Origin of the sequence: Gilliamella sp. Pas-s27 (assembly GCF_009795865.1) — a bacterium.
GTDB lineage: Bacteria > Pseudomonadota > Gammaproteobacteria > Enterobacterales > Orbaceae > Gilliamella.
In genome coordinates this window covers 81,289-99,782 of sequence record NZ_WTEW01000006.1, presented here as the reverse complement: position 1 = coordinate 99,782, position 18,494 = coordinate 81,289, and the positions used below count along the sequence as shown (strand labels likewise).

13 protein-coding genes and 1 pseudogene are annotated in these 18,494 nt (G+C 35.3%); 4 read left to right on the top strand and 10 right to left on the bottom strand.

The window, feature by feature from the left end:
• The first annotated feature begins 330 nt into the window (after positions 1–330).
• Together GQ589_RS04005 and GQ589_RS04000 are read left to right on the top strand one after the other, a co-directional pair.
• Positions 331–801, top strand: a complete 471-nt coding sequence (locus tag GQ589_RS04005; RefSeq protein ID WP_160424713.1) for a hypothetical protein — start codon at positions 331–333, stop codon at positions 799–801.
• On the top strand, positions 798–1,979 hold the full coding sequence (locus GQ589_RS04000; RefSeq protein WP_160424710.1) for a hypothetical protein: 1,182 nt from the start codon (positions 798–800) through the stop codon (positions 1,977–1,979). Before GQ589_RS04005 ends, GQ589_RS04000 begins: the two co-directional genes overlap by 4 nt.
• A 25-nt stretch (positions 1,980–2,004) precedes the next feature.
• Here GQ589_RS04000 and GQ589_RS03995 read toward each other — a convergent pair whose 3' ends face one another.
• The 5 genes from GQ589_RS03995 to GQ589_RS12415 all read right to left on the bottom strand — a co-directional run bounded on the left by GQ589_RS03995 (position 2,005) and on the right by GQ589_RS12415 (position 7,832).
• Complete coding sequence (locus GQ589_RS03995) at positions 2,005–3,306, bottom strand: tetratricopeptide repeat protein (protein WP_160424708.1); 1,302 nt, start codon at positions 3,304–3,306, stop codon at positions 2,005–2,007.
• Between the two features lie 161 nt (positions 3,307–3,467).
• Positions 3,468–4,757 carry a tetratricopeptide repeat protein gene (locus GQ589_RS03990; RefSeq protein WP_160424706.1) on the bottom strand — a complete coding sequence of 430 codons (1,290 nt, stop codon included), beginning with the start codon at positions 4,755–4,757 and terminating at the stop codon, positions 3,468–3,470.
• Between the two features lie 109 nt (positions 4,758–4,866).
• The gene (locus tag GQ589_RS03985) at positions 4,867–6,159 is read right to left on the bottom strand and encodes a tetratricopeptide repeat protein (protein ID WP_160424704.1); all 1,293 of its coding nucleotides are present in this window, start codon (positions 6,157–6,159) and stop codon (positions 4,867–4,869) included.
• 109 nt (positions 6,160–6,268) lie between these two features.
• Complete coding sequence (locus GQ589_RS03980; RefSeq protein ID WP_160424702.1) at positions 6,269–7,573, bottom strand: tetratricopeptide repeat protein; 1,305 nt, start codon at positions 7,571–7,573, stop codon at positions 6,269–6,271.
• 136 nt (positions 7,574–7,709) lie between these two features.
• On the bottom strand, positions 7,710–7,832 hold the full coding sequence (locus GQ589_RS12415) for a hypothetical protein (RefSeq protein ID WP_255471091.1): 123 nt from the start codon (positions 7,830–7,832) through the stop codon (positions 7,710–7,712).
• A gap of 366 nt (positions 7,833–8,198) precedes the next feature.
• On the opposite strand from GQ589_RS12415, the pseudogene GQ589_RS03975 reads away from it, so the two are divergent.
• Positions 8,199–10,368: pseudogene (locus GQ589_RS03975) on the top strand (Tex family protein); the annotation flags it as partial.
• A gap of 301 nt (positions 10,369–10,669) precedes the next feature.
• Positions 10,670–12,214 (top strand): hypothetical protein, encoded by a 1,545-nt coding sequence (locus tag GQ589_RS03970; RefSeq protein WP_160424700.1) that lies wholly within the window; start codon positions 10,670–10,672, stop codon positions 12,212–12,214.
• A 304-nt stretch (positions 12,215–12,518) separates the two neighbouring features.
• Here GQ589_RS03970 and GQ589_RS03965 read toward each other — a convergent pair whose 3' ends face one another.
• From GQ589_RS03965 to GQ589_RS03945, 5 genes are all read right to left on the bottom strand, one after another.
• On the bottom strand, positions 12,519–13,385 hold the full coding sequence (locus GQ589_RS03965) for a YjjW family glycine radical enzyme activase (protein WP_160400090.1): 867 nt from the start codon (positions 13,383–13,385) through the stop codon (positions 12,519–12,521).
• Positions 13,360–14,907 (bottom strand): YjjI family glycine radical enzyme, encoded by a 1,548-nt coding sequence (locus GQ589_RS03960; RefSeq protein WP_202115018.1) that lies wholly within the window; start codon positions 14,905–14,907, stop codon positions 13,360–13,362. Before GQ589_RS03960 ends, GQ589_RS03965 begins: the two co-directional genes overlap by 26 nt.
• Before the next feature lie 14 nt (positions 14,908–14,921).
• Positions 14,922–16,538, bottom strand: a complete 1,617-nt coding sequence (ushA, locus tag GQ589_RS03955) for a bifunctional UDP-sugar hydrolase/5'-nucleotidase UshA (RefSeq protein ID WP_370516478.1) — start codon at positions 16,536–16,538, stop codon at positions 14,922–14,924.
• Between the two features lie 99 nt (positions 16,539–16,637).
• The gene (locus GQ589_RS03950) at positions 16,638–17,939 is read right to left on the bottom strand and encodes a pyrimidine-nucleoside phosphorylase (protein ID WP_160424698.1); all 1,302 of its coding nucleotides are present in this window, start codon (positions 17,937–17,939) and stop codon (positions 16,638–16,640) included.
• Positions 17,940–18,086: 147 nt separating this feature from the next.
• Positions 18,087–18,482: a cytidine deaminase gene (locus GQ589_RS03945; RefSeq protein WP_160400087.1), complete on the bottom strand. Its 396-nt coding sequence runs from the start codon at positions 18,480–18,482 to the stop codon at positions 18,087–18,089.
• Between the last annotated feature and the right edge of the window lie 12 nt (positions 18,483–18,494).

The following is an 18,494-nucleotide window of genomic DNA, read 5'->3' as shown; positions in this document are numbered from 1 at the left end:
TATCACCTGAACAATATGAACAACAATATTACCAAAATGAAAAAATGATAGAGGTGGGCACTGTCTAATATTTTGGCGAGGATCAAACATTATTGGAGTGAAATAAAATTTATTTAGAATTTGTAACTACCTCCTAAAATAGTACAGCCAAAAAGTAGAAAATTCTTTACGATAAAAGTAAAAGAGGCTCTATCAAATAAAGAAATTACAGAGGAGCAATGTGAACAACTAAAAAATGTCAATATTAACGGATTTTATTTTCAATCGGTTTATACCCGTTCAACACATGGGCTAGAAGGGTGTGAAACAGGACGGCAATTTAACCAAAAAATGTATGATCTTAAACATCTAAAGGGGATCGATGTTGAATCAGGCGCCTATATTAAACTGCGTAAAACCCACTTTGTTATATTGGCATTACGGGCACAATTCTTCGATTTTAAGCCAGCAATGAAAGTCCTTCAAAATATTTATGATGTGGTTAACAAAGAAAATAACAGCAAATATGAAAAAGATTTTTTAGAACAAGTAAGTATAAAAGGTCTATCATTTATTACGAGTCAATTTCGCTATGCAACCTTAATGCTTGAGTATTTTACTGAACTGCAACGGTTAAAAAAAATCGAAGGATTAACCACAATCGCCCTTAACACTAATCTGGGTAAAAGAACAATTTTAATCAAATATCTGGCTAACTATGACTCACCAGGGCTAATTTGTAACGGAGTATTGCGGATGCACGACAATCTGATCAAGCTCTGTAAACCTATCGGTAATGGTTTGTATAGTTTAGGGGCATGATTGTCGAATCGTCAATACTGGCCCTTTCGGGGGTTGTTTGGGAAATCTGCGTGGTTTATGCTCATCTAAAATATCAACTGTTTGAAGCGTGGATAACCTTTAAAAGCCTTAGTTTTTCGGGTGTTGATGTTGGTGGTGGCTTAAAGTTAGTATCCAATGCCTATTCAGCTGAAGTAAAAAAACTGATTAAAGATCTGCGCAATAGCTTAAACCAAGTGATCAAAGATATTGACCAACGACTTCATCGCCAATTGGTTGAAATTGAACATATCTTTAAAAAAGCATTAAATATTACCTTTAAAGTGTTTGAAGATGGTACGGGGATCAATGTTAATCGCAAACAACTTCAATTTCGCAGTGTAAGACTTTCTTTTTTAGTCGGTGCATTCGAAATTTATAACTGGCAATGTGTGATGGACAAAAAGCCTAATCTGTTTGCTAATGATAGTGATATTATAATGGAAAAAATGATAGCTACTAGTTCGCTCATTGCCGCTGCTGCAGATATTACAGCCAGTGTGACAAAAGTTTTAGCTGGGCGAACATCAGTGTTTATTTATTCCAAATTTACTTTTGGTGTTTTTACTGGATTAGTTAGCTTTTTAATGGGGGCTAAAATGATAAAATCCATTATACAAGATGGTGAATTTGGTAGTGTCTTGTCAATATTTTTAGCTAGTGCATCATCTTTGAGTTATTTTGCCTCAGGCAGTGCTTTTTCGTTAATGTGTATGAGCTATCGCTATGCTTGGGTACAAACTTTTATTGAAGCTAAAATTACGCCAGCGGCAGAAAAGCTAGCAGCACGCTTTGCTAAAAAAGGCGTTCAAAAAGCGTTTGATCTATTTGCTATGCGTACAATATTATTCCGTTTTGCAGGTGTTGTTGGCATAATAGCTTTGGTTTTAGAATTACTTTATGACTATTTTTCTGACGATGAAATTCAAGTTTGGATCACCTATTCTGCTTTAGGAGTACGTAAAGGTGAGCTAAGATTTAGAATGAGTTTAGATCAAATTAACTCGTTTAAAAAACTCAATATGTTTGTTGAAAAGTTCCAAGAAGAGAGCGGTGTTAATCTTTCCCAAATTAACAAAAAAGCAATTGAAAGTATGAAAAACGATTACGAGTCTATTTTATTAACGACTCAAAATAACGTTCATAAATGGCTTAAATAAAGAAAAAAAAGGCACTTAGGTGCCCTTATTCTTCAAGCGGTGGGTAGCCTGGCCAGTAATTTTCAAATGGTAGCTCTCCCATAGTGATGGCATATTTACGCCAAAGTTGGGCTTTTGCGATATCTTGTGCTTCACCTTTATAATAATAACTTAAATAAGTCATGGTTTTATAGTAACCTTGTATTGACTCTTTTACTAAGTAACGTTCTTTTAATGGGGTAATTTCACCAATAGTTTCACCTAGTACGCTTGACCATGTTGGTCTTGGCCAAATTTCTATAGGGCCAATCCCATTGATAAAATTTAACTGATAGATTCGATTGAAAAATTGAAATTTTTCAGTAATATAGTCTTCGTCACTGGACTCCATTATTTGAAATTTTTGTCGGTGCGGTTTTTTATAATCTTCAATTTTAGCTTTAAGTGAGTATTTTTTATAATTTTCGTTAGTTTCAATACGCCAGATAACATCTTCTAGATTATTATCTGGCATAACACGAAAAGCCTGTACCAAAGTGTCAAAACCTTTAGGTATATCTTGCTGAGTGCCAAGACCTTGCATATACATAAAGGCCAGTGTTTTAAGCGCAGGGGCGCAGTTTTGTTTAGCGGCTTTTTGATATAACTCAAAGGCCTGCTTTTCATCTTTTTCAACGCCGATACCGAATAAATAAAAATAAGCTAAATTAGTTTGAGCAAGGGCATGCCCTTTATTAGCCGCTTTTTGATACCATTCGATGGCTTTAGCCAAATCAGGCTCAACACCTTGACCAAACTCGCTCATTGGGTAAATTGCACGGGAATAAGGGTCAGAAGGTAGTTGAAACTCATAAGGAGCAAATTTGGCTTCAATATAGGGTAAATCGGGGTCAGCATTTTTGCCGTTTTCATCAAAAAAGTAGTTGCGAGGCGGTTTACCACCAGAGCCGTTTTCGTAGATATAGCCAATACTATTTTGCGCATCCAAATCACCTTGAGCGGCCGCTTTTTCAAACCAGCTTAATGCAACAGGAAAGTTATTAAACTCATCACGATACATCGCCCCCAAATTATATTGGGCTTTAGCCAGTCCTTGAGCCGCAGCTTTTTCGAACAATAATCTGGCTTTAGTGTGGTAGCCTTTATGTAACAAGGCATCTTGATAATAGATTTCGCCCAGATTATTTTGGGCTGTAGCCTCGCCTTTATCGGCCAGTTTGGTACAAATAGCGATATTGGCTTCATCTTTTTTAAGTGGCAAACACTTTGTGTTGGTTTTAGCCGCACTGGGCAATGATAATCCAACTAACACAATCAATAAAAAGGGGAATTTGGTGTATGCTAACATAGCGTGCTCCAGTTAATCGTTCAATAAAACATCAGGTTAACATAAAACACCCCTAGATAAAACAGATTATTAATTCCTAATAGCAGTCACTGACGATGAAATTAAAACCAAAATAACGTTCATAAATGGCTTAAATAAAGAATAAGGGCACTTAGGTGCCCTTATTCTTCAAGCGGTGGGTAGCCTGGCCAGTAATTTTCAAATGGTAGCTCTCCCATAGTAATAGCATATTTACGCCAAAGTTGGGCTTGTGCAATATCTTGCACTTCGCCTTTATAGTAGTAACTTAATAATGTCATGCGTTTATAATATCCTTGTATCGATTTTTTAACAAAAAAACGCTCTTTTAGTGGGGTAATTTCACCAATAGTTTCACCTAATATTACTGACCATGTTGGTCTTGTCCAATCATACATTGCCCCAACAGTACCCGTAAAATTCAACTGATAGATTCGATTAAAAAATTGAAATCGTTCAGCGATATAATCTTCGTCGCTTGAATCATTTGGTTCAAATTTTTGTCGGTATGGTTCTTTATAATATTTAAGTGTTGTCTTTAAAGAGTAACGAATATACATTTTATGGCTTATCATATGCCATAAATTATCGTCTGGTAAAATCTGGTAAGCCTGCTCTAGAGTCGCAAAACTTTTAGGTATATCTTGCTGAGTGCCAAGACCTTGCATATACATAAAGGCCAGTGTTTTAAGCGCTGGGGCGCAGTTTTGCTTAGCGGCTTTTTGATATAACTCAAAGGCTTGTTTTTCATCTTTTTCAACGCCGATACCGAATAAATAAAAATAAGCTAAATTAGTTTGAGCAAGGGCATGCCCTTTATTGGCCGCTTTTTGGTACCATTCGATGGCTTTAGCCAAATCAGGCTCAACGCCTTGACCAAATTCGCTCATTGGGTAAATTGCACGGGAATAAGGGTCAGAAGGTAGTTGAAACTCATAAGGAGCAAATTTGGCTTCAATATAGGGCAAATCGGGGTCAGCATTTTTGCCGTTTTCATCAAAAAAGTAGTTGCGAGGCGGTTTACCGCCAGAGCCGTTTTCGTAGATATAGCCAATACTATTTTGCGCATCCAAATCACCTTGAGCGGCGGCTTTTTCAAACCAGCTTAATGCAACAGGAAAGTTATTAAACTCATCACGATACATCGCCCCCAAATTATATTGGGCTTTAGCCAATCCTTGAGCCGCAGCTTTTTCGAACAATAATCTGGCTTTAGTGTGGTAGCCTTTATGTAACAAGGCATCTTGATAATAGATTTCGCCCAGATTATTTTGTGCTGTAGCCTCGCCTTTATCGGCCAGTTTGGTACAAATAGCGATATTGGCTTCATCTTTTTTAAGTGGCAAACACTTTGTGTTGGTTTTAGCTGCACTGGGCAATGATAATCCAACTAACACAATCACTAAAAAGGGGAATTTGGTGTGTGCTAACATAGCGTGCTCCAGTTAATCGTTCAATAAAACAGCATTTTAGCATAAAACAGTTGATGACTAATAATCTTAAAATTCATAACATTAAAAGAAAAATGGCACTTAGGTGCCCTTATTCTTCAAGTGGAGGATAACCTGGCCAGTAATTTTCAAATGGTAGCTGCCCCATAGTAATAGCATATTTACGCCAAAGTTGGGCTTTTGCAATATCTTGTGCTTCGCCTTTAAAATAATAACTTAAGTCTGTCATAGTTTCATAATAACCTTGTATAGAGTTTTTAATAAAATAACGTTCTTTTAATGGTGTAATTTCACCTATTGCTTCACCTAATACAATTGACCAAGTCGGTCGTTGCCAACTATACATTGATCCAATACCATCTCTAAGGTAAAGTTGGTAAATATTATTAAAGAATTTAAACCGTTCAGTAATGTAGTCTTCATCACTGGAATCATTTGGTTCAAATTTTTGTCGGTATGGTTCTTTATAATATTTAAGTGTTGTCTTTAAAGAATAACGAATATACATTTTATGGCTTATCATATGCCATAAATTATCGTCTGGTAAAATCTGGTAAGCCTGCTCTAGAGTCGCAAAACTTTTAGGTATATCTTGCTGAGTGCCAAGACCTTGCATATACATAAAGGCCAGTGTTTTAAGCGCAGGGGCGCAGTTTTGTTTAGCGGCTTTTTGATATAACTCAAAGGCTTGTTTTTCATCTTTTTCAACGCCGATACCGAATAAATAAAAATAAGCTAAATTAGTTTGAGCAAGGGCATGGCCTTTATTGGCCGCTTTTTGGTACCATTCAATGGCTTTAGCCAAATCAGGCTCAACACCTTGACCAAATTCGCTCATTGGGTAAATTGCACGGGAATAAGGGTCAGAAGGTAGTTGAAACTCATAAGGAGCAAATTTGGCTTCAATATAGGGTAAATCGGGGTCAGTATTTTTGCCGTTTTCATCAAAAAAGTAGTTGCGAGGCGGTTTACCGCCAGAGCCGTTTTCGTAGATATAACCAATACTATTTTGCGCATCCAAATCACCTTGAGCGGCCGCTTTTTCAAACCAGCTTAATGCAACAGGAAAGTTATTAAACTCATCACGATACATCGCCCCCAAATTATATTGGGCTTTAGCCAACCCTTGAGCCGCGGCTTTTTCGAACAATAATCTGGCTTTAGTGTGGTAGCCTTTATGTAACAAGGCATCTTGATAATAGATTTCACCCAGATTATTTTGTGCTGTAGCCTCGCCTTTATCGGCCAGTTTGGTACAAATAGCGATATTGGCTTCATCTTTTTTAAGTGGCAAACACTTTGTGTTGGTTTTAGCATAAGCACTAGGTAAAGATAACCCAATTAACATCGTCACTAAAAAGGGGAATTTGGTGTGTGCTAACATAGCGTGCTCCAGTTAATCGTTCAATAAAACAGCATTGTAGCATAAAGCAGTTGATGACTAATAATCTTAAAATTCATAACATTAAAAGAAAAATGGCACTTAGGTGTCCTTATTCTTCAAGTGGAGGATAACCGGGCCAGTAATTTTCAAATGGTAGCTCTCCCATAGTAATGGCATATTTACGCCAAAGTTGGGCTTTTGCAATATCTTGTGCTTCACCTTTATAATAATAGCTTAAATAAGTCATGGTTTGGTAATAACCTTGTATAGAATCTTTTATTAGGTATTGTTCTTTTAATGGTGTAATTTCACCCACTGTTTCACCTAATACAATTGACCAAGTTGGTCGTTGCCAACTATACATTGATCCAATCCCATTCCTAAAATACAGTCGGTAAATATTATTAAAAAATTTAAACTTTTCAGCAATATAATCTTCATCACTGGAATCCGTTATTAGAAATTTTTGTCGGCGTGATTTTTTATAATCTTCAATTTTAGCTTTAAGTGAGTATTTTTTATAATTTTCGTTAGTTTCAATACGCCAGATAACATCTTCTAGATTATTATCTGGCATAACACGAAAAGCCTGTACCAAAGTGTCAAAACCTTTAGGTATATCTTGCTGAGTGCCAAGACCTTGCATATACATAAAGGCCAGTGTTTTAAGCGCTGGGGCGCAGTTTTGTTTAGCGGCTTTTTGATATAACTCAAAGGCTTGTTTTTCATCTTTTTCAACGCCGATACCGAATAAATAAAAATAAGCTAAATTAGTTTGAGCAAGGGCATGCCCTTTATTAGCCGCTTTTTGATACCATTCGATGGCTTTAGCCAAATCAGGCTCAACGCCTTGACCAAATTCGCTCATTGGGTAAATTGCACGGGAATAAGGGTCAGAAGGTAGTTGAAACTCATAAGGAGCAAATTTGGCTTCAATATAGGGCAAATCGGGGTCAGCATTTTTGCCGTTTTCATCAAAAAAGTAGTTGCGAGGCGGTTTACCGCCAGAGCCGTTTTCGTAGATATAGCCAATACTATTTTGCGCATCCAAATCACCTTGAGCGGCGGCTTTTTCAAACCAGCTTAATGCAACAGGAAAGTTATTAAACTCATCACGATACATCGCCCCCAAATTATATTGGGCTTTAGCCAGTCCTTGAGCCGCGGCTTTTTCGAACAATAATCTGGCTTTAGTGTGGTAGCCTTTATGTAACAAGGCATCTTGATAATAGATTTCGCCCAGATTATTTTGTGCTGTAGCCTCGCCTTTATCGGCCAGTTTGGTACAAATAGCGATATTGGCTTCATCTTTTTTAAGTGGCAAACACTTTGTATTAGTTTTAGCATAAGCACTAGGTAAAGATAACCCAATTAACATCGCCACTAAAAAGGAGAATTTGGTGTGTGATAACATAGCGTGCTCCAGTTAATCGTTCAATAAAACAGCATTGTAGCATAAAGCAGTTGATGACTAATAATCTTAAAATTCATAACATTAAAAGAAAAATGGCACTTAGGTGTCCTTATTCTTCAAGTGGAGGATAACCGGGCTAGTAATTTTCAAATGGTAGCTCTCCCATAGTAATGGCATATTTACGCCAAAGTTGGGCTTTTGCAATATCTTGTGCTTGGCTTAATACAATTGACCAAGTTGGTCGTTGCCAACTATACATTGATCCAATACCATCTCTAAGGTAAAGTTGGTAAATATTATTAAAGAATTTAAACCGTTCAGTAATGTAGTCTTCATCACTGGAATCATTTGGTTCAAATTAAAACACTAAAATGCTCAGTATAATTTTCTACGAGAGTTGTGTACTAAAAATGGGGTATTTACATATACTCATTACAGTCGTTTCTCAAATTACTTTAAACAACGTGGGGAATTTTTGCATTTTATTTAATATCATTTTAATCAACAAATATCACTACAAAAAATAGTGATATTTTTTTAGGTAGGTATTCAAAGGTTCAGAATTGCAACAGAAACAAAGATGGGTATATAATCACTACTTTGCTTAAAAGTTGTTAAAAACACCATGATAAACAATCAAATTAGCCATATTATAGCTGGTGAGCTTACTGTAAAACCCGAACAAGTGTTAGCTGCCATTCAATTATTAGACGAAGGTAGCACAGTTCCCTTTATTGCTCGTTATCGAAAAGAGGTAACAGGAGGGCTTGATGATACTCAATTACGAACACTTGATAGTCGATTGAGCTATTTACGTGAACTTGAAGATCGTAAGCAAACCATTTTAAAATCAATAGAAGAACAAGGCAAATTAACGCCTGAATTAAGTAAAAGTATTGCCTCAACGCTTAGTAAAACAGAACTTGAAGATTTATATTTACCGTATAAACCCAAACGCCGTACTCGAGGCCAAATTGCAATTGAAGCAGGTCTTGAACCTCTTGCTGATGATTTATGGCAAAATCCTTCATTAAATCCAGAAAACGAAGCAGAAAAATATTTTAATACAGATAAAGGTATTACCGATACTAAATCTGCCTTGGATGGGGCTCGTTATATTTTGATGGAACGATTTGCTGAAGAGGCTAACTTATTAGCAAAAGTACGTCATTATCTTTGGAATAATGCTCATTTGGTTTCTCGAGTAGTCAGTGGAAAGGAAGATGAGGGTGTAAAATTTCGAGACTATTTTTCTCAAAGTGAACTTATTTCAAAAGTACCTTCACACCGAGCATTAGCTATGTTCCGTGGGAGAAACGAGGGTTTTTTACAACTTTCCTTAAATGCTGATCCGCAATTTGAAGAAGCACCAAAAGAGAGTTATTGTGAACAAATTATCACTGAGTATTTAGGTGTTCATTTTAATGATCAACCAGCAGATAAATGGCGAAAAGCAGTGATTAATTGGACGTGGCGCATAAAAATTTTAATGCACATGGAAACCGAGCTGATGACGACGCTTCGAGAACAAGCCGAAGAAGAAGCAATTAATGTTTTTGCTGCCAACTTGCATGATATGTTAATGGCCGCACCAGCAGGTATGAAAGTCACCATGGGTATGGATCCGGGGTTAAGAACTGGAGTAAAAATAGCGGTTGTTGATGCAACAGGTAAATTAGTTGCGACTGAAACTATCTATCCGCATACGGGGCAAGCTGATAAAGCGGCAATGGTTATTGCTGCGCTTTGTATTAAATATCAAGTTGAATTGGTGGCAATTGGTAATGGTACGGCTTCGCGCGAGACAGAACGTTTTTATTTGGACGTTCAAAAAAAATACCCAGAAGTGAAAGCGCAAAAAGTGATTGTCAGTGAAGCTGGCGCTTCGGTTTATTCCGCATCAGAACTAGCCGCACAAGAGTTTCCTGATCTTGATGTATCTATTCGTGGTGCTGTTTCTATTGCACGTCGTTTACAAGATCCATTAGCTGAACTTGTTAAAATTGATCCTAAATCTATTGGAGTAGGTCAATATCAGCATGATGTAAGCCAAACTCAGTTAGCTAAAAAACTTGATGCCGTGGTTGAAGACGGTGTCAATGCGGTTGGTGTAAATTTAAATACTGCCTCAATGATGTTACTCGCACGTATTGCTGGTCTAAATAAAGTTATTGCGCAAAATATTATTGATTGGCGTAATGAAAATGGACAATTTACGGATCGCAAACAACTATTAAAAGTTTCGCGTCTTGGGCCTAAAGCATTTGAACAATGTGCAGGTTTTTTAAGAATTATGGATGGTAAAAATCCACTTGATGCCTCTGCAGTTCACCCAGAAGCTTATCCTATTGTTGAGCGTATTTTAGAGAAAAATGGAAAATCTTTAAAAGACATTTTAGGTGATAGCAATTATTTAAAATCACTTAAAGCAATTGATTATGTGGATGAAAACTTTGGTGTGCCAACAGTAACTGATATTATTAAAGAACTTGATAAACCAGGACGAGATCCAAGACCTGAATTTAAAACTGCTCAGTTTGCTGATGATATTGAAACTATGGAAGATTTAAAACTCGGCATGATTATGGAAGGTTCTGTTACCAATGTGACCAATTTTGGTGCCTTTGTTGATATTGGTGTTCATCAAGATGGTTTAGTGCATATTTCGGCCTTATCAGATAAGTTTGTTGATGATCCAAGAACAGTAGTAAAAGCGGGGGATATTGTTAAAGTTAAAGTGGTAGAGGTTGATATTCCTCGTAAACGTATTGCGTTAACCATGCGTCTTGATGATCCTGCGTCATTGACTAAGCAAGATGCTAATCGCATTTCAAAAAAACATACTCAGGCCAACAAACAAAATAATTATAATTCATTGCCGAATAACAGTGCGATGGGAAATGCGTTTGCTGCTGCATTAAAGAAAACTAAATAAAAATATTGACAAATTATGGGACAGTTGTCCCTATTTTGTATTCAGTGCGTTGAAATATGGTCATTTTTATATTGGATATCATCAATGTGCTTTTTAGCTATTTTTTATTAAGTTATAAAATAAAATTAAATTAAATTAATAGAAAGGGAATATCAAAAACAATGAAAAAATATTTTAATGTTGTTTGGTTGGCATTAATTGTTATCCTCTCAGGATGTGATAAAAACCAAGTAAAATTAACGGAAGAAGTTAAATCTGAATTGGAAGATCAAGACAAACCGATTTGTTTTTATTTAGGTAAAGTAACATTTCCTTATCTTAAAAAAGATCTTAGCTATCCTGCAAATGAACGAGCAGAGGTTTGGGTAAATAATGAATTAAATCGACGGTTAGAGATTTTTTCAAATTTAGGTTTACTAGAGCGTTCATCAGATGCTAACAATCAAACAACCACCTATCAATTAGCTAAATTAAACAGCGATACTATATTTAAAAAAGGTAGTTTTTGTTTTGGGCAAGTGAGTTTAGATCATCTTTTTGTTGACAATTATAGAAATAGTGTAAACCCTTTTGCAACGGTAACTTATACTATTGAGCAAATTCCTTCTTGGGTTAATAATGATATCTTCAAACAATATTTTTATTCTCGTGAATTAGATAAAAATAAACAAAGTTATTACTATAGTTATCCTAGTTTAATTGATGGGCAATTTCCTAACCAAATATCGTCCACAATTAAGTTAGCTAAATTGGAGAATGGTGAATTGATTTTTGATAACGAAGATTCGATAAAGCATTCATATTTTAATAGTAAAAAAGATGATAACTGGGATCGTGAGCATTTCACTTATGCATATTATGATACGGCAAAAGCAACCGAAATCAGATATGATTTTGTTAAGTATAATCAAATGAATAATGATTGGGGGATAGAGCCAGATTCTGTATTATTTTCAAAAGAAAAACCAAAACCATCAGCAAATTTAGCTCGTTCAACTAACTTAGTTGTAATGTATTACTATTTTGATCATGCGCTTACTCAAAATCGTATTAAGTCGGCAAAAGGATATATAAAAGATAAGTTATTAGCTCAGTACTCAAAATTGCTTAGTGAAAAAAACGATTTTGCTTTTGAAATGAATTTTGATGAAAATGGGGTAGTTTCTTATTTCGTTGATACAATTGAAAGTTATAATTATAAACAGAAACGTATTATTTCATCTTCTGACGATATGAAAACAGAACGAACGAGTTGGAAATTTTATGATTATTTTACCATGTCTTTACCTAGCCAAGATCAAAACTATCTCAATCCGTTTGCAACCGATGATTATGAAAAAACAGAGATATTTGATATTTTCCAAGCAGACTATAACACAAAATTTGTTCAAACAGGGGTTGATTTAGATGAACTTCATTCAGTTTTCGTTGACTATGATGATGAAGACAAAATACTATTTTTTGATAATAATATGACATTTCAATACAATGATAAAAACCAGTTGATTTCAAGGGTGATTGATAATGAAACTTATACTATGGAGTATAATAAAGAAGGTCAATTAATCAAAATGAAAAAATATACTGGTAATAAAAATAAAGCGAGTCTTGAATGTCAATTTTTTAAACACAACCAAAAAGGTGATTGGACAATCAAAGAATGTGATGATGGTAAGATAACAACTCGAACTATTGAATATTATTAATAGCTTTTATAATAATCCTATTTTATTTCTTGTGTATTTAATCGTTAAAGGTGATGGTTTAGGCCGTCACCAAATTCGATAATAAGCCAACTTATTGTTAGTTATCACAAATATTACTGCGTTGGTGATTTATCGATTGGCTATATTTTTGTCATATAGAAAAGAAACCGCTTTCTTATTATCGAGAAATAGAAAACCTTGGTATCATTTTTGTATAGTCTTTTTGTCGATATGCATTTACTTTTTAGTGAATGGATTAATTCAAAAACTAAAAATCGATAAAATTTTTACAGTGGTAAAAAAATCACAAATAAACACTAGGTAATACAATCTTTTGTAGATTATATTGTTTTAATTGTTTTGCAAACTGCTCTACTTGTTGTTTACTGGCAGATGGCCATGTTTTAGCAATGCCATGTACACCATGATTATGAAAGGCGTTAATTCGAATTCGAATATTGGGATCTATATCAATTAAGAATTCAGCAATATTTTTTGCATTATCTTGTAGATCGGTTTGTTTTGGAATAATTAAAAATCTTATTTCATATAATTTATTGATTTTGGCAAGATATTTAATCGTTTCTTTTACTCGTAGATTGTCTCGTCCTGTTAGCTGTTTATGTACATTATTATCCCAAGCTTTAAGATCAATCATTGCTCCATCCATCGTGCTTGTTACTTTTTGCCATCCTGTCTGTTTTAAGTAACCATTACTATCAATAAAGCAAGTAAGGTGATTTAAATCGTTGGCTTGTTTTATTGCTCTAAACAGATTCTCAATAAAAGGGAGTTGTATAGTGGCCTCTCCTCCACTAAAAGTTATACCGTTTAAAAATGGCAGATATTTTCGGATAATTTTTAATATATCTTCAACACTGTATTTATAAGTCATTGGTGTTGAGTTATAACCGCAAGTATTAATACAAGTATCACATTGTTGGCAAACCGAAGTTTGCCATATGACGCGATGATTGTTAAAACTTAATGCCTTATGTGGACAAGCATTAATACAATCGCCACAATCCTTACATAATGATATTGTGTAAGGATTGTGGCAGTTTAAGCAACGAAAATTGCATCCCTGTAAAAATATTACAAGTCGATTGCCTGGTCCATCAACACAAGAAAAGGGTAATATCTTGTTAACGATTGCCCATGACTTGTTCATGACTGATTACTCTTGGCTTTCGAGATAAATAACTATTGTTTTTAACGTCATCAGCAGCTTCTGCTCCTAAAAACGTTGTGTTAATTCGTGATCCTTCTTGTTTATACTTTTTGATGTCGGATAATCTAACCATATAACCCGTTACTCGAACAAGATCATTGCCACTGATATTGGCGGTAAATTCACGAAAACCCAATTTAAAAGCTGCTTTACAAATTTGCAGTAATGCTGATGGGTTATTTTTGATGGTTTCATCGATAGTTAAAATATCACTAATGCCCGATGTGTAGTAATGATGATGTTTAAATAGCGCCATAATATGGGTAACTGGATCGGGTTCATGACCGTAAGGAATTCTTAGACCAGGGGTTATGCCTATATCGGTACTGATTCCTGATTGTGAATGTAACATAGCCTTTCCTTTCCAAGCATTTTCTATTGTGTGGTTGTCAATAAATTTGGCAATGAGTTGGGTAATGGTTAATGCCAGTTCATTGGCTTGTTCGTCAAAACCATAACGCCCTGCTAAATTTGCTTTTTCTTGCAGGATATTGACCGCTTCAGCCATACCAAAAATACCAAACATAGGTGCAAATCGGTTGGGATCAATTAATCCTTCTTGAACTAAAAAACTGCTATTAAAAAAATTGGATTGATTATAAAGAAAATTCGATCTTGCTTGAATAAGATTAAGTTGTAACTGACAATAGTAAGGTAAGGTATTTGTCAAAAAATCCTCACTATTTTTACTGCGTAATGCCACTTCTTTTAAGTTGATTCGTGAAAGCGTGCTTCCTCCGCCTGCAACTGGCAGTGAATTATAGCAACTTACAACACCGTATCCTTTGCTATCAAAATCTTTTTGGACCATATTATTGTTTGCAATATGAGGTTTGCTTGTTTCACAGATATTTTCAATTGCCACTAATAATAATGATTCTGGGGTAATCTCTTTATCATAGATAAAGGTTAAATTAGGTGCAACTTGTTTTAGTTCTCTATCTATACGTAAAATTACCCGACAGATAATATTATCTGTTGGTCCAATGTTTGCATGCATAAATGCATCAGGTAAATTACGATCGAGCATGATCCAAAAACGCTTTAATCGCTGATAAATTTCATCTTCAGTAAGATTACCAACGTAAGGAAGTAAAATTTGATCTAAGCATCCTAAATAAACAGGCATACCAGTTACTGAAGGAACGTGATGATAGATGATGATAAGCAAATTTAATGCATCATCAAATGTTTCAGCTGGATTAAGTTCTAACCACTTCGACCCTTGTTTTAAAAATTTCACATAATCAGGTAAAACATAACGAGGTTTATAAGGCGCGTGACCTTCGTACATATCACAGATAACGCGGTCATTTAAAGCTTGTTGTGTTTCTTCATCCAGATCTACATAAGGTAAATTATTTTCTGCTGCTAAGGCGAGTAAATTTGATTTTTGTTTAGGCGACAAATTAGGATCTGTCACAATATTATAACAACTTTGTTGAAATTCAGTCATGCTCATAATTATCTCAATATTTATTTCTCAATAATAAATTGTTTTGGTTCATAATCAGATGCATTAATTGGTGAATGTTTTTCAACATATTGTTTTACTACATCTGCATCGCGATAACCTGTATCAACGTAAGTCGGTGACGTATTGGTTATTGGGTAACCATCTCCACCAGCGGCTAAAAAGTCAAGCGTGGCAATGCGATAGTTTTTTTGTAAATCGATCGGTTGATTGTTAATTTTTACATTTTCAATATTGTCCTCATTTTTTGTTAGGCTAATATTTTTCAAATGCGTATATCCTCCTGAGCCTTGTTTTTTACTTAATGCCGCTTTCAGATAATCAATTAATTCATTGCCTGTTAATTCGAAATAAACCACACTGTTACCAAAAGGTTCTACTTTTAAAATATCGCGGTAAGTAATATTACCTTCAATTAAGGAGTCACGAATCATACCACCAGACATAATGCCAACATCTGCATTAGTTTTTTCAACAAAAGCACTAAGTAACAATTGTCCCATATTGCTTTGCTGGTATCTAACAACATCACGATTGCCTTCTAACCGACCTATCAACTCACCACTTTTCACTAATAACTGCTGTTTACCCAGTTCTTGATATGGCCTCAAATTTTCAAGTAAGGATTTATCTTGAGGAATTTCTTGCGTGTAATATTCAAGGCGTTTAGTGCTATTACCATTCTCCACCTCTTTTTTTAGATTAATAGGAATTAATTGGTAATTTTTTAATGTGATTTTGCCATTTAAAAAGACAAAATCAGCTCGTCCAACATATTTACCCCATTCGTGGGCTTGTACAATCCATGTGCCATTTTGTTGATCTGGTGCACAAGGTGTACCTGGTACATATTCGGTAATACGTTTATTAGGGCTAGCCATACAGACAGGATTTTGGGAGTGTCCACCTACTATCATATCCAAATCGCCTGTGTGCAATTTTCTGGCTAATTCAACATCGCCCGGTGCCATCGAGCCATGTTCACCATTTTCATAATGTCCCATATGAGTGACAGCAATAATCATGTCTGGGTGTTCATTGTCTTTTAATTGTTTAATTATTTTCTGTGCTTCAGGTAAAGTTTGTCGAAATTCGACGCCTTCTGTATTTTTGGGGGAAGCTAGAAAAATGGTATCATCAGTAGTCAAACCAAACACTGCAACTTTAATACCATTTAAATTAAACATTTTATAAGCATCAAATACACGTTTATCAGTTCCCTTGAAATAAGTATTTGCTGATAAAAAAGGAAATGTTGCCCATTTTTGTTGCTCACGAATAATTGTCAAAGGGTGATCAAACTCATGGTTACCCACAGCCATAGCATCGTAACCAACAGCATTCATACCAATAAAATCAGGTTTGGCTTGCTGTACATCAGATTCAGGGACCCCCGTATTAATATCACCACCTGAAAGTAGCAATAATTTGCCACCTTCTGCTGTAACTTGTTTTCGAATTTCATCCACTACAGTTTTTTGGGCAGCAAGTCCATATTCACCAATATCGTTTTGCCAAAAACGACCATGATGGTCGTTGGTATGTAAAATAGTAAATTGATAAGACTTGTCTTTTTCCCAAGTTGGAGTAGGGGTGTTTTTTGTGGTAACATCGGCCATGCAAGAGGCTGAGAATAGCCCCATACAAACAAGTAATGATAGTTTTTTATTAAATTGAAACGGATACATTGTATCTCCTAACTTACTATATAATAACTACTATTCTGTAATAACTTTGTAAATAAGTTGTGGTTCTTTTGCACTATCACTAATAGTAATATTGTCGTAAAGTTTTTGTTTGATCGCATCAATCTTATCGGTACTAGCATGGATCGTTAACAAAGCTTCGCCTTCGGCTACTTTATCACCTACTTTTTTATGTAACACGATTCCTACAGCAGGATCGATAATATCCTCTTTAGTTGCACGGCCTGCACCTAATTGCATAGCAGCAATACCAATTTGATCGGCAATGATTCTTGAAACATAACCTGATTTAAGTGCAGGTAAAGCAATTTGATAAGGAGCACTAGCTAATTTTTCAGGGTGATCAACAACTGAGCTATCCCCACCTTGTGCTTCAATAAGTATTTTGAACTTCTCAATGGCTTTGCCATTTTTAATAACTTCTTGAAGTTTTGCTCTGGCTTCTTCTAATGTTTTGGCTTTATTAGCAAGCACAACCATTTGGCTACCTAACGTTAAAACTAATTCAGTTAAATCAGCAGGGCCATGACCTTTTAAAGTATCAATGGCTTCTTTTATTTCAAGTGCATTACCAATTGCATAACCAAGCGGTTGTGACATATCAGATATAATAGCCATGGTTCGACGACCAATTTGGTTACCGATATTGACCATTTCGTGAGCTAACTTTTCGGAATCGGCCATATCTTTCATTAGTGCACCATCACCTGTTTTGACATCAAGTACAATAGCATCGGCGCCTGCTGCTAACTTTTTACTCATAATTGAGCTTGCAATAAGAGGAATAGAGTTAACTGTTCCTGTGACATCACGTAAAGAATATAACTTTTTATCAGCGGGGGTTAAATTGCCTGATTGACCGATAACAGCAAGACCTTTATGATTAACTTGATCGATAAAATCTTGTTTACTTAATTCAATTTTAAATCCTGGAATTGATTCAAATTTATCGGTAGTACCACCTGTATGACCTAAACCACGTCCAGACATTTTGGCAACAGGAACATCTAATGCGGCAACAAGCGGTGCAAGTACGAGTGTTGTGGTATCACCAACGCCTCCAGTTGAATGTTTATCAACTTTAATTCCTTGGATTGAAGATAGATCAACGGTATCGCCTGAATACATCATTGCACTAGTTAAATCAGCACACTCTTTTGATGTCATACCTTTATAGTAAATTGCCATTAATAACGCACTAACTTGGTAATCGGGGATAGTGCCATGAGTATAGTTGGTGATAAAAAATTGGATTTCTTCGGTAGTTAGAGGATGTCCATCACGTTTTTTTTCAATAATATCTACAAATCTCATTATTTTTCTCTTTTAAATCAATTAATTATTTTTTGTTTACTTATACAAATGAGCATGTTTAGTTTTTGTCGAAAATAATCGACTTAAAACAGCACTAAAATAAGTATAATGTTACATTATTTAACAACTTTGTTTCAAAAAACGAAATTACTCCAAATCACTTGGTGAAAAAGACCAAGGTAATAATTCCCCTACCGTTGTTTCTTGAACTTTACCATTCATATTCGTTAAAATAACTGGCATATCTTTAGCACAAAACTCACTAATCACTTGACGACAAGCGCCACAAGGTGAGATAGGGCCTTGAGTATCTCCAATTACCACTAATTTTTTAAATTTCCTTTTACCTTCAGATACCGCTTTAAAAATAGCCGTACGCTCCGCACAGTTGGCTAATCCATAAGAGGCATTTTCAATGTTGCAACCTAAAATGGCTTCGTCATCTTCGGTGATAAGTACAGCCCCAACCTGAAATTTAGAATAGGGTACATAAGCCTTAGCTCGGGCTGTTTTGGCTAATTCAATTAGTTTTTCAATTTTCATATTAATAATCCT